Source organism: Curtobacterium sp. Csp1, assembly GCF_013347185.1.
Map to the genome: position 1 here is coordinate 2,987,882 of NZ_CP054594.1, position 12,891 is coordinate 3,000,772.

11 protein-coding genes are annotated in these 12,891 nt (G+C 74.4%); 7 read left to right on the top strand and 4 right to left on the bottom strand.

Annotated features, from left to right (window positions below; all coding sequences use genetic code 11):
* Window positions 1-76: 76 nt before the first annotated feature.
* From galE to HUN58_RS14320, 4 genes are all read left to right on the top strand, one after another.
* Window positions 77-1,039 (top strand): UDP-glucose 4-epimerase GalE, encoded by a 963-nt coding sequence (galE, locus tag HUN58_RS14305; protein ID WP_141862094.1) that lies wholly within the window; start codon window positions 77-79, stop codon window positions 1,037-1,039.
* A gap of 196 nt (window positions 1,040-1,235) precedes the next feature.
* The gene (locus tag HUN58_RS14310; RefSeq protein WP_114849587.1) at window positions 1,236-1,556 is read left to right on the top strand and encodes a WhiB family transcriptional regulator; all 321 of its coding nucleotides are present in this window, start codon (window positions 1,236-1,238) and stop codon (window positions 1,554-1,556) included.
* 143 nt (window positions 1,557-1,699) lie between these two features.
* Complete coding sequence (locus tag HUN58_RS14315) at window positions 1,700-4,651, top strand: glycosyltransferase family 2 protein (RefSeq protein ID WP_180225016.1); 2,952 nt, start codon at window positions 1,700-1,702, stop codon at window positions 4,649-4,651.
* Window positions 4,648-6,051 (top strand): DUF5719 family protein, encoded by a 1,404-nt coding sequence (locus tag HUN58_RS14320; protein WP_180225017.1) that lies wholly within the window; start codon window positions 4,648-4,650, stop codon window positions 6,049-6,051. The genes HUN58_RS14315 and HUN58_RS14320 overlap by 4 nt, the downstream gene beginning before the upstream one ends.
* 73 nt (window positions 6,052-6,124) lie before the next feature.
* Here the strand turns inward: HUN58_RS14320 and HUN58_RS14325 are convergent, their stop codons facing one another.
* On the bottom strand, window positions 6,125-6,565 hold the full coding sequence (locus HUN58_RS14325; protein ID WP_058742157.1) for a metallopeptidase family protein: 441 nt from the start codon (window positions 6,563-6,565) through the stop codon (window positions 6,125-6,127).
* Between the two features lie 82 nt (window positions 6,566-6,647).
* On the opposite strand from HUN58_RS14325, the gene HUN58_RS14330 reads away from it, so the two are divergent.
* Both HUN58_RS14330 and ahcY read left to right on the top strand, forming a co-directional pair.
* A complete protein-coding gene (locus tag HUN58_RS14330; RefSeq protein ID WP_058742158.1) occupies window positions 6,648-6,863 on the top strand; it encodes a DUF3499 family protein in 216 nt (71 codons plus the stop codon).
* A gap of 69 nt (window positions 6,864-6,932) precedes the next feature.
* The gene (ahcY, locus tag HUN58_RS14335) at window positions 6,933-8,411 is read left to right on the top strand and encodes an adenosylhomocysteinase (protein WP_180225018.1); all 1,479 of its coding nucleotides are present in this window, start codon (window positions 6,933-6,935) and stop codon (window positions 8,409-8,411) included.
* A gap of 178 nt (window positions 8,412-8,589) precedes the next feature.
* On the opposite strand, the gene HUN58_RS14340 is transcribed toward ahcY, so the two are convergent.
* The gene (locus tag HUN58_RS14340) at window positions 8,590-9,459 is read right to left on the bottom strand and encodes an RDD family protein (protein ID WP_180225019.1); all 870 of its coding nucleotides are present in this window, start codon (window positions 9,457-9,459) and stop codon (window positions 8,590-8,592) included.
* Window positions 9,460-9,527: 68 nt separating this feature from the next.
* Here HUN58_RS14340 and HUN58_RS14345 point away from each other — a divergent pair, with 68 nt between their 5' ends.
* Window positions 9,528-10,523: a stage II sporulation protein M gene (locus HUN58_RS14345; protein ID WP_180225020.1), complete on the top strand. Its 996-nt coding sequence runs from the start codon at window positions 9,528-9,530 to the stop codon at window positions 10,521-10,523.
* Window positions 10,524-10,554: 31 nt separating this feature from the next.
* On the opposite strand, the gene HUN58_RS14350 is transcribed toward HUN58_RS14345, so the two are convergent.
* Both HUN58_RS14350 and HUN58_RS14355 read right to left on the bottom strand, forming a co-directional pair.
* The gene (locus tag HUN58_RS14350; RefSeq protein ID WP_180225021.1) at window positions 10,555-11,931 is read right to left on the bottom strand and encodes a DUF58 domain-containing protein; all 1,377 of its coding nucleotides are present in this window, start codon (window positions 11,929-11,931) and stop codon (window positions 10,555-10,557) included.
* Window positions 11,931-12,887 carry a MoxR family ATPase gene (locus HUN58_RS14355; RefSeq protein ID WP_174779421.1) on the bottom strand — a complete coding sequence of 319 codons (957 nt, stop codon included), beginning with the start codon at window positions 12,885-12,887 and terminating at the stop codon, window positions 11,931-11,933. Before HUN58_RS14355 ends, HUN58_RS14350 begins: the two co-directional genes overlap by 1 nt.
* Between the last annotated feature and the right edge of the window lie 4 nt (window positions 12,888-12,891).

Below are 12,891 nucleotides of genomic sequence, written 5' to 3' on the forward strand. Positions count from 1 at the left end.
ACCCGGCAGGGCCCGGACCCGGACACGCAGCCCGGGTCGACGGGCCGGGGTCGCCCGGTCCGCTAGCGTGACGAGCATGAGTTGGCTGGTCACCGGCGGTGCCGGGTACATCGGGTCCCACGTCGTCCGCGCCCTGCGCGCCGCCGGCATCGAGACGGTCGCACTCGACGACCTGTCGAGCGGCTTCCGGGCGTTCGTCCCCGAGGACGTCCCGTTCGTCGAGGGCACCATCCTGGACGGCGAGCTCGTCGCCCGGACGCTCCGGGACCACGCGGTGACCGGTGTCGTGCACGTGGCCGGCTTCAAGTACGCCGGCGTCTCGGTCGAGCGCCCGCTGCACACCTACGAGCAGAACGTCACCGGCACCGCGACGCTCCTGCGCGCCATGGCCGAGAACGGCGTCACGAAGGCGGTCTTCTCGTCGAGCGCGGCCGTGTACGGCACACCGGACGTCGAGACCGTGGTCGAGGACACCCCGAAGGCGCCGGAGTCCCCGTACGGCGAGTCGAAGCTCATCGGCGAGTGGCTGCTGCGGGACATGGAGGTCGCCGCCGGCTTCACGACGACGTCCCTCCGCTACTTCAACGTCGTCGGGTCGGGGGAGCCGGACCTGTACGACGCGAGCCCGCACAACCTGTTCCCGCTGGTCTTCGACGCCCTCCTCGCCGGCCGGACGCCCCGGATCAACGGCGACGACTACGCCACCCCGGACGGCACCTGCGTCCGCGACTACATCCACGTCGCCGACCTCGCGCACTCGCATGCGGTCGCGGCCCGGAAGCTCGAGGCGGGGGAGCCCCTGCAACGCGCCTACAACCTCGGCAGCGGCGACGGCGTGAGCGTGCGACAGATCATGGACGCGATGGCCTCCGGTACCGGGATCGCGTTCGAGCCGGAGGTCGCACCCCGCCGGCCGGGCGACCCCGCGCGGATCGTCGCGACGGGCGAGGCCGCAGCGCGCGACCTCGAGTGGGCGATGCGGCACTCGCTCGACGAGATGGTGACCAGCGCCTGGGAAGCCCGCCGCCGCATCGGCTGACGCGCTCGGCGGGCGTTCTTGTCCCCCGACGGCCGGACAGAACGCCCGCGACACGCCCGTACGGGGGACATGACACGCCGCCGCGCTCAGTGCCTTCTATGATCCGCGACTTGACTCTCGGGAATCACACCGCTGTAATTACAGGCAAGCGACCTCGGTCGTGGTGACCGCAGTCGAGACGTCAGGGGTGATCAGGGTGAACGGTGCCGACTTCAACGCCGGAGTGCCGGAGGACTGGCACGTCGACCCCGTGTCCCTCGGGGTCCCCGGCGTCCGCCGTCCCGTCGCCGACGAGGAGAACCCGCTGTCGTGGCAGGTCGACTCGCTGTGCGCGCAGACCGACCCCGAGGCGTTCTTCCCCGAGAAGGGCGGCTCGACGCGCGAGGCCAAGAAGATCTGCACCTCGTGCGAGGTCCGGTCGCAGTGCCTCGAGTACGCACTCGAGAACGACGAGCGCTTCGGGATCTGGGGCGGCCTGTCCGAGCGCGAACGCCGCAAGCTGCGCCGTCGCGCCTAGCGGCTCCCGTCCGTCCCGGCGACCCGGCCAGGAGGCACGGCGCGCGCCCGACGTACACGGCACCGTGACCGGACCCACAGGTTCACGGCACGCCGTCCCGGCGTACCGGCACCGCGCCTCCAGACCGTAGAGTGACGCGCGTCATGCAGACCAGTCCCGCGCAGTCCCTGCCCCGCCCCGAGTCCGACCGGTCCCGGTCCGACGAGGGTCGGCCGCGGGTCGACGAGTCCCGGCCGGACCAGGCCCGGACCGGCCGACCCCGCGTCACGGCGGTGCTCGTCACCGCGAACGGTGGGGAGCACCTCGACCGGACCATCGACGGTCTCGTCGGGCAGACCCGGCACCCCGAGAACCTCGTCGTCGTCGACCTCGGGTCGACCGACGGCTCGACGGCCGACATCGCCCTCGGCGGATCCGCCGGGCTGGTCCGGCTCCCGGCCGGACGCCCCTTCGGCGAGGCGGTCGCACGCGGCGAACACGAGGCGCCGGTCGCGCCCGATGACGAGCCCGCCGAGGAGTGGCTCTGGATCCTGGGGCACGACAACGCGCCGGCGCCGACCGCCCTCGCGGAGATGCTGTCCGCCGTCGAGATCGCACCGTCCGTCGTCGTCGCCGGCCCGAAGCTCGTCGCGGTCGACGACCCGTCGCTGATCCGCGCGTTCGGCGAGAGCACGACGCGCACCGGTCGCTCGCTCACGCTCGTGCAGGACGAACTCGACCAGGGGCAGCACGACCGGCACACCGACGTGCTCGGCGTCGCCGCGGCCGGCATGCTCGTGCGTCGCTCGGTCTGGCGCGACCTCGGCGGCTTCGACCCGGCGCTGCCCGACGTCGACGCCGCCCTCGACTTCTGCATCCGCGCACGGCTCGCGGGGCACCGTGTGGCCGTCGTCCCGGAGGCCCGCGTCACGAGCGCCGGCCCGATCGAGGAGTTCGGTCGCAAGCGCGTCTCCGAGGCCCGTCGGGTGCGGGCCCACCGGCAGGCGCAGCTGCACCGCCGCCTCACCTACGCGCCCGCCGGACTGCTCTGGCTGCACTGGCTCACGCTCGTGCCGTTCGCGATCGGTCGTGCGATCGGGCACCTCGTGGCGAAGCACCCCGCCGCCGTGTCGGGCGAGCTCGCCGCGGCGTTCTCGGTCGCCTTCGGCAGCGGGGTGCGCCGCGCCCGTCGCAACGTGCAGCGCACGCGCCGCGTCGGCTGGGCGGCCGTCGAACCCCTCCGGGTGAGCTGGCGACGCCTCCACGAGCACCGCACCACCACGCGTGACGTCGAGCTCGCCCGGGTCGAGGACGCCCCGATCGCGCGGGCGTCGTTCCTCGGCGACGGGGGCGTCTGGGTGGTGCTCGCCGCGGCCGTGCTCAGCGTCGTGGCGCTCTGGCCGCTCCTCGGCACCCCGGCGCTGACCGGCGGGGGACTCCTGCCGCTGAGCACCGACGTCGGACGGCTCTGGCAGAACGTCGGCTACGGCTGGCACTCCATCGGGACCGGCTCCACCGGCCCGAGCGACCCGTTCGTGGCCGTCGTCGCGCTCCTCGGGAGCATCACCGCCTGGTCGCCCTCGACCTCAGTCGTGCTCGTGGTGCTGCTCGCGATGCCGGTCTCCGCCCTCGGCGCGTGGTTCGCGGTGCGCAAGGTCACCACCCGATCCTGGGTGCCCGTCGTCGGCGCGGCGCTGTACGCCATCGCGCCGTCCTTGATCGGTGCCGTCACGACGGGGCACCTCGGTGCCGTGATCGCCCACCTGACGCTCCCGTGGCTCGTGCTCGCGGTCCTCGAGGCACACCGCTCGTGGGCCTGGGCGTCCGGTGCGTCGCTGCTGTTCGCGGTCGTCGCCGCGTCTGCCCCGTCGCTCCTGCCCGTGCTCCTGCTCGGCTGGCTCGTCTCGGTGGTCGTCGGCTGGCGCCGCGCGCACCGGCGGGTGTTCATCCCGGTGCCGACGGCGGTGCTGTTCCTGCCGCTCGTGCTCGAGCAGATCGCGCGGGGCAACCCGCTCGCGGTCTTCGCCGACCCGGGCGTGCCCTCGGCCACCCGTGCGCCGTCCGCGCTCCAGCTGGCGATCGGCCAGCCGCTGCCGGACTGGAACGGCTGGCTGCCGGTCGTCGGGTCGATCGACGCCGGTGCGGTGCTCGTCGCGCTGCCGATCGTGATGGCCGTGCTCGCGCTGCCCGTGGGGCTCCTGGCGATCGGCTCGCTCCTCGGCCACCGCTGGCACGTTGCGAGCGCCGCGCTCGTCCTGGCTCTCGTCGGGTACGCCACCGCCTTCGGGGCCACCCACCTGACCGTGACCGGGGTCGGCTCGACGACCACCATCGTCTGGCCCGGCAGCGCGCTGTCGGTGTACTGGATCGCGCTCGTCCTCGCCGCGTGCGTCGGGATCGACGTCCTGCCGCGGACCGCTCCGGCCACGGGGCTCGTCGCGACCGTGTTCGTCGGGATCGCCGTCGCTCCGGCGTTCGCCGCGTTCACGCTCGGGAACGCCGTCGTCGCCCCGACGACCGGCCGCGTGCTGAGCGCCTACGTCAACGCCGAGGCGCAGGCGAACCCGGACGTGGGCACGCTCGTCGTCGACCCGCAGCCAGACGGGTCCCTCGCGGTCGCCCTCGAACGCGGGCAGGGCTCCACGCTGGACGACCAGTCGACGCTCGACGCGACCGCGCTCCGCCTCAGCCCGGCTGGTACTCGACTGACCACGCTCGCGGGCAACCTCGCGAGCCGCAGCGGCTACGACCCGGAGCCCGCGCTCCGCGAGCTCGGCATCTCGTTCGTGCTGCTGCAGGACGCGCCGTCCGACGACGCCGCACAGGCCGTGTACGACCGGGCCGCCGGCGCCATCGGCCAGGACGCCCGCTTCACGAGCATCGGCGAGACGGCCACCGGCCGGCTGTTCCACTACGACGGCCAGGTCGACCGGGTGACCGGCGGCTCGGCGGCGACCCGGGCCACGCACGTGCTGTACCTCGTCGTGCTCGGCATCGTGTTCGGCGCGGCCGCGCTGCTCGCCGTGCCGACCGCCCCGCGCCGCCGTCGGGCGACCAGCAACGTCATCGAGGCCGAGGAGCCCGCCACCACCTTCGACGAGGAGCGAGACGAATGAGCACCGACCACGCCGCCGTCCGCCGGTGGGTCCTCCGCGGCACCGCGACCGCGGTGGCCGTCGTGGTCGCCGCCGGAGCAGTGACCGCGGCGCACGCGATCGGCACGTCCGCCGAGCCCGTCCGCCCCGCCGGCCGGACCGTGACCCCGGTGCCCGCCGCGGCCGAGCGCGTGTGCGCCGGCAGCGCGCTCCGGCTGTCCGACGACGCCGGGAACGACGCCACCCGCGCGAGCACCGTCGGCAGCGCCACGGTCGCGTCCGCGACGACCGGCTCGACCGTCGACCGCTCGACGCTCGGCTCCTCGACCACGGGCGGCAGCGAGCCGGAGCTCCTCACCGCCCCGGCCGGAGACACGACCCCGCAGGTCGCCGGCAGCAGCAGCCAGACCGTGTCCTCCGGCGACCTCGTCGGCACGGCCTCCGCGTCCTGTGACGACCCGAGCCAGTCGACCTGGCTCGTGGGCGGCTCGACGGAGACCGGGCGAACGACACTCGTCACGCTGTCCAACCCGACCGACGTGAACGCCACGGTCGACCTGGCGGTCTACGACGCGAACGGCACGGTCAGCGCCCCGGGCACGAACGGCATCGTCGTGGCGCCGAACACGCAGAAGGTCGTGCCGCTGTCGGGCTTCGTCGCCGACCAGGCGTCGACCGTCGTGCACGTCACCTCGACCGGCGGGCAGATCGTCGCGCACATGCAGGAGAGCATCGTCCGGACGCTCACCCCCGGCGGCTACGACGTCCTGTCCGGGGGAGCGGCCCCGTCGACGAAGCAGGTCGTCCCCGCGGTCGTGCTCGAGAAGACGCAGGAGGCGCAGCGCGGCGACGACACCGCGGACGCCGCGCCCGTCGTCCGGCTGTTCGTCCCGGGGGCGCGTGCCGCGCGCGTCACGCTCGGGATCAGCACCGCGGACGGTGGCGGCTCCACGGTCAACGCGACGGCCGAGCCCGGAGTGGTGACCGACGTCGCGCTCGACGACTTCCCGGACGGTCGCTACGCGTTCACGATCTCGTCGACCGAGCCCGTCGTCGCCGGCGTCCGGAGCACGAGCCCGACCGAGGACGGCCAGACCGACCTGGGGTGGTTCGCCTCCGCGGAGCCGCTCACCGACCGGACCATCACGGCCCTCGCCCCCGGGGCGTCGCAGCGACTCACGTTCGTCAACCCCACGCGGAGCGACGCCACCGTGACCATCCGGTCCGGCGACGACCGTCAGCGCGTGACCGTCGCCTCGGACGGCATGGCGACCGTGACGGTGCCGGTCTCGAAGCAGCTCGTGATGACGGGGACCGAGGGTCTGGTCGCCGGGGTCACCTACGCCGGCTCGGACGGCATCTCGGGCTTCCCGATCCGACCTGCGACCGAGGAGTCCACGCCGCTGCGCGTGTTCCCGTGATCGAGCACAGGCCGTGATCATGCACGGGCCCTGATCACGAGACGGGCCCTGATCACGACACGGGCACCGAGGGTCACCAGTGGCGGTAACGGTCCGGGGCGAGGTCCCACGGGTCCTTGTCGAGGAGCTCGCCCACGGCCCGGAAGACGGCCGTCTCGACGATGACCCGCCGGTCGGTGTCGTCCTTCTCCGGGCTGTGGGTCACACGCTCCACCGGGATCCGGAAGAGCGTCACACGGCGGGCGTCGCGGTCGACCCGCCACCGCGGCATGTGGTCGGGCAGCGAGGCGTCGGTGGGCATGTCCGCGACGAGGAACACCACGCCCGCCAGGTCCTCCGGCCAGAGCCCGAGCAGGTAGTGCGCAGTGTCGCCGACGATCCGGTCGAAGGCCTCGGCGCGGGTGATCACGGGCGCGAGCTCCGGTCCGGTGACGCTCGACCGACCGCCGCGCCCGTGTCGGGAGCGACCTCGGCCGCGGTCGACGGGGGTGACGATCGGGGGCTTGCGACGCATCCCGTCATCGTACGCGGCGGGACGCGAGCGGGCCGCGACCGGAGGGACGGTACGGCCGTGCTCCGCTAGGGTCGAGTCCGGTATGGACGTACGGATCTGCAGCAAGGTCGCCTGTGGCGCGAGCGCCTCGGCGACCCTGACGTACGACTACGCCGACTCCATGGTCGTCGTCGGACCCCTCTCCACGCGCGTCGAGCCGCACGGCTACGACCTGTGCGCGCGGCACGCCGCCCGGCTCCGGGTCCCGCGCGGGTGGGACGTGGTGCGTCGCGGACCGCTCCGTCAGCCGACGGACTGACACCGCGCCTCCTGTCCGTGTCCTGGCCGACCCGTGACCGACGGGACGCGGCGTGGAAGACTCGACCGTATGGCCACCGAGACCTCCACCGCAGCACCGTTCCGCGTCGCCGACCTGTCGCTCGCCGCGGCCGGACGCCACCAGATCCGCCTCGCCGAGAACGAGATGCCGGGACTGATGTCGCTCCGCGAGGAGTTCGGCGGCGCGCAGCCGCTCGCCGGCGCGCGCATCGCCGGGTCGCTGCACATGACGGTGCAGACCGCGGTGCTCATCGAGACGCTCGTGGCGCTCGGCGCGCAGGTGCGCTGGGCGAGCTGCAACATCTTCTCCACGCAGGACGAGGCGGCCGCAGCGGTCGCGGTCGGCCCGCACGGCACGGTCGACGCCCCCGACGGTGTCCCGGTGTTCGCGTGGAAGGGTGAGACGCTCGAGGAGTACTGGTGGTGCACGAGCCGGATCTTCGACTGGAGCGCCGAGGCTGCCGAGGCCGGTTCCGACTGGGCCGGACCGAACCTGATCCTGGACGACGGCGGCGACGCGACCATGCTGCTGCACACCGGCGCCGACGCCGAGGCAGCCGGGTCCGCGCCGGAGCCCGCCGCGGACGCGAGCGCCGAGTGGCGGATCGTGCTCGACACCGTCGCGGAGTCGCTGCGCGCGTCGAGCGACCGCTGGACCCGGATCGCGGCGGACGTGCAGGGCGTCACCGAGGAGACCACGACCGGCGTGCACCGCCTGTACGACCTCGCGCGCCGTGGACAGCTCCGCTTCCCGGCGATCAACGTGAACGACTCGGTGACGAAGTCGAAGTTCGACAACAAGTACGGCATCCGACACTCACTCCCGGACGGCCTGAACCGCGCGACCGACGTCCTGATCGGCGGCAAGGTCGCCTTCGTCGTCGGGTACGGCGACGTCGGCAAGGGCGCCGCCGAGGCGTTGCGTGGGCAGGGCGCGCGGGTCGTCGTCTCCGAGGTCGACCCGATCTGCGCGCTGCAGGCGGCGATGGACGGCTACCAGGTCGCCCGGCTCGCGGACGTCGCGGGCGAGGTCGACATCGTCGTGACGTGCACCGGCAACCTCGGGGTCGTCGGGGTCGAGGACCTGCTCGCGCTCAAGCACCTCGCGGTCGTGGCGAACGTCGGGCACTTCGACAACGAGATCGACATGGCCGGGCTCGAGGGGCTCGCCGGCGCCGAGCGCGTCGAGATCAAGCCGCAGGTGCACGAGTGGCGGCTGCCGAACGGTCGCTCGGTCCTGGTCCTCAGCGAGGGGCGACTGATGAACCTCGGCAACGCGACGGGTCACCCGTCGTTCGTGATGAGCACCTCGTTCACGAACCAGGTGCTCGCCCAGATCGAGCTGCACACCCGGCGCGACGCGTACCCGACGGGCGTGCACGTGCTGCCGAAGCACCTTGACGAGAAGGTCGCGCGGCTGCACCTCGACGCCCTCGGCGTCCGGCTCACCGAGCTCCGGCCGGAGCAGGCCGACTACATCGGCGTCCCGGTCGAGGGGCCGTACAAGCCCGACCACTACCGGTACTGAGCCGGGCGCGCCGGCCGGCGCGGGCACGTCGGCCGGCCGGCGACGTCGGCGCCGAGTCTCGCGCTGGCGGACGAGACGCGCGCGCAGGAGCCCGAGTCGTGTCCGCCATGCCGAGTCTCGCCCCCGCGGCGCGTGCCGCGGCGGGCGCCCCGCACCGCACCGCGGGCACGTCGGCGCGTCAGCGCGGGAAGCCCGGCGGCCGGCCCGTTGCGGCCGCGGCGGCCCGGTCGAGCACGGCCGCCCGGGCACGCAGCGCCCGGGTGTCCCGGTCCCGCCGCAGCACGACGACCCCGGCCAGGAACACCTCGGCGGGTACGGGCGGCAGCGGGTGCACGTGCGGGACGACCTCGGCGGCGAGCCGCTCGGCCGTCGCCACCCGAGCCGCCGGCGCCAGGTCGGCGGCCCCGCGGAAGAACGCACCCAGGCGATTCTCGAGCCGCTGCGGCAGCGCCGAGACGTCGGCGGTGCCGGCCCACGCGGTGAGCTCGACGGGCAGGAGCACCTGAGCCGGACGGTGCCGGACGGCCCGCTCGTGCTGCACGACGGTCCCCGCGAGCAGGTCCCCGAGGCGCCGCGGCCGACTGCCGAACAGGGCGACGACGAGGGCGATCGACCCGAACGAGCCCCACAGCTCCAGCAGGCCGACGAGCGCGCGGGTGATCGCGTGCCGGAAGCCGACCGCACCGCCGTCGAGCCGCACGACCCGGGTGCCGGTGGCGAAGCGGCCGACGCTCCGACCGCGGGTGACGGTCTCCAGCGCAGCCGGGACGAGCACGAGCACCACGACGAGGACGCCGATCGACAGGGCGGCTCCCCACGCCGGGTCGAGGCCGCTCGGCCACAGCCGGGACATCCCGAGCAGCAGCATCAGGTACAGGACGACCAGGCACACCCCGTCGAGCAGCCCAGCGGCGATGCGGAGCGCGATGCCGGCGGGCTGGACGTCGAGGGCGACCGCCTCGCCGACGACGAGCTCGTCCGCGGTGCCGTCGAGCGCGTAGACGTACCGCGCGTCGGCCAGGTCGCGGGGCGCTCGCGTCGTCGGCATGGCATCATTCTGTCGCACGGACCGAACGGTGGGACAGCACCGGACGGCGAGACGACGGGGGAGACGACGTGGACCTGGACGCCTACGAGGCCGTGCACCGCGACCGCTGGCAGGAACTCGACCAGCTCGCCCGCGCGCGTCCCCGCACCGGGGCCGACGCCGACCGGCTCGTCGCCGGGTACCAGGCGGCCGCCACCGACCTCGCGCGCATCCGCGCCGCCTCCCCTCGCACGGCGACCGGGGACCGGCTGTCGCTGACGCTCTTCCGCGCCCGGCTCCGGCTCACCGGCACCCCGGTCGACCCGCTCACGGCGCTGACCGGCTTCCTCGTGCTCCAGCTCCCCGCCGCGCTGTACCGCATCCGGTGGCTGACGCTCTGGGTCGCCGCCGCCACCGCGGTCGTCGCGGCCGTCGTCGCGGTGTGGATCAGCACGACGCCCGGCGCGCTCGAGACCTTCGGGACTCCGGAGTCCCTCCGCCGGTACGCCACGCAGGACTTCCAGGCGTACTACTCCGACCACGGCCTCGGGGCCTTCACCGCCCAGGTGTGGACGAACAACGCGTACATCGCCGCGAGCATGGTGGCGTTCGGCATCACCGGGCTCTTCGTGCCGTACTCGATCGGGCAGAACGCGATCAACCTCGGGGTGTCGGCGGCGATCATGCACTCCGAGGGCCGCCTCGGCGACTTCTTCCTCTGGATCGCGCCGCACGGCCAGCTCGAGCTCTACTCGATCTTCCTCGCCGGGGCCGCGGGACTCCGGATCGCCTGGTCGTGGATCGCACCGGGGGAGCGGACGCGCGCGCAGGCTCTCGCCGAGGACGGCCGCGCGCTCGTCACCGTCGCCCTCGGTCTGGTCGGCACGCTGCTGCTCTCCGGACTCGTCGAGGGCGTCGTGACCCGCCAGGACTGGCCCTGGCCGGTCAAGATCGGGATTGGCACCGTCGCCCTCGCCGCGGTGCTCTGGTACCAGTGGGTGCTCGGCGGCCGCGCGTACCGCGCCGGCCAGCGCGGCGACGTCGAGGAGTTCGAGCGCGGTGCGACCGCGCTGGTGGCGGGCTGATACCGGGGAGCCGCCACGCGCCTCCCAGCCGTCAGAGCCGGCCGCCCGCCTTCGCACGGACGTACGCGTCGGCGACCAGCGGCGGCACGTCCGAGGGTCGTCCGCTGACGACCTCGGCCCCGGCGCGTCGGGCCACGTCCGCGACCCCGGCCGCGTCGAGCAGGGAGCGTTCCGCGGCGGCCCGCCGGTACACGTCGCGCTCCGCGCCGGACGGGAGGCCCGCGGCCCGTCGCGCGGACCGCGTGCGTCCGCCCCGGGTCCGGCCCGGTACGACCCCGGTGACGGGGTCCGGGTCGCCGGCGGCGGTGCGGTGCACGGTGGGGTCCTCGACGCCGGTGACGACGACCGCGTGGTCACGGGCGAGGCGGGGGAGGACCGCGAGCAGGTCGCCCGACGAGCCGACCGAGTCCAGTCCGGTGAGCAGCACGACGAGGGCCCTGGCGGTCGTCACACCGTCGACCAGGCCGGGGACGGCGGACCAGTCCGTCGCACGGAGGCCCGGTTCGACGGTCGCGAGGACCTCGCCGAACCGCTGCACGACGTCCGACCGGGTGGCGCCGCGGACGCGGTCGCGGACGGCGTCGTCGAGGACCACGAGGTCGACGCGGTCACCGGCCGCGGCCGCGAGGGCGCCGAGCAGCAGCGCCGCCTCGATGAACGTGTCGAGGCGCGGTTCGTCCTCGATCCGACCGGCTCCGGAGCGCCCGGCGTCGACGACCACCACGACCCGGCGGTCGCGCTCCGGTCGCCAGGTCCGGACGACCAGGTCCTGCCGACGCGCGGTCGCCCGCCAGTCGATCGACCGGACGTCGTCACCCCGGACGTAGTCGCGGAGCGAGTCGAACTCGGTGCCGTGACCGCGGAGCTGCAGGGTCGTCTCACCGTCGAGCTCGCGCAGTCGGGCGAGCCGGGACGGCAGGTGTCGGCGGGACCGGAACGGCGGGGTGACGACGAGCGTCCCCGGTGCCGCCAGGACCCGCTGCCGGGCGGCGAGGCCGAGGGGCCCGACCGCCCGCACCGCGACCCCGGTCGTGATGCGACGGCCGCGACGGAACGGCGCGAACCGCATCCGCGCGGTCCGGCGTTCCCCCGGCGGCACGTCGAGGCGGAAGCGGCGCGGCTGCTGTCCGGCCGACGGCTCCCACATGTCGCGGAGCTCGGCGCGGAGCCGACGGGTGCCGTCGTTCGCGACGACGAGCGTGCCGTCCGCGGTGGCGTCCCGCCGGGCGGCGCGGGGCATCCGCCGCTCGACGCGGAGTCGCCCCGGGTCGGCGGCGAGGACGACGTCGAGTGCCGCGCCGACCACGACGACCGCCACCCAGGCGAGCCCCGCCCAGCCGCTGCCGAGCAGCACCGTCGGGACGACGGCGACGGCGAGCAGGACGACGAACCGGCCGGTGACCGCCACTAGATCGGCACCCGGACCTGCTCGAGCACCTGCTGCAGGACGCTGTCGGCACCGACGCCCTCGAGCTCGGCGTCCGCGGCCACCCGTAGGCGGTGGCGCCAGACCGGCACGGCCATCGCCTGCACGTGGTCCGGCGTGATCGCGTCGTAGCCGGTCAGCCACGCCCAGGCCTTCGCCGCGGCGAGCAGTGCGGTCGCGCCGCGCGGGCTCACCCCGACGCGGACGGACGGGGCCTGGCGGGTCGCGCGGGCCAGGTCGACGACGTAGGCGAGCACGTCGTCACGCGCGGCGACGGCCTGCACGGCGCGCTGGGCGGCGCGGACCTCGTCGACGCCGAGCACGGGAGTGATCCCGGCGGAGCGCACGTCCCGCGGCACGAAGCCGTCCGCGTGCCGGCGGAGCACCTGCCACTCGACGTCGCGCGGCGGCACGTCGAGGACGAGCTTCAGGAGGAACCGGTCGAGCTGGGCCTCCGGCAGCGTGTAGGTGCCCTCGAACTCGATCGGGTTCATGGTCGCCGCGACGAAGAACGGGTCGGGCAGCGGGTGGGCCGCGCCGTCGACGCTCACCTGGCGCTCCTCCATCGCCTCGAGCAGGGCGGACTGGGTCTTCGGGGGTGTGCGGTTCACCTCGTCGGCGAGCAGCACGTTCGTGAACACGGGGCCTTCGCGGAACGGGAACGTGCCCGTCGACGCGTCGTACACGAGCGACCCGGTCACGTCGCCGGGCATCAGGTCCGGCGTGAACTGGATCCGCTTCGTGTCGAGCGACATCGCCGCCGCCAGGCTCCGGACGAGCAGGGTCTTCGCGACACCCGGGACGCCCTCGAGCAGGACGTGCCCCTGCGCCAGGACGCCGACGATCATGCCGGAGACGGCGCCCTCCTGGCCGACGACGGCCTTCGCGACCTCGGAGCGGAGCCGCCCGAAGGCCTCGCGCAGGTCGTCGCGTCGAATGTCG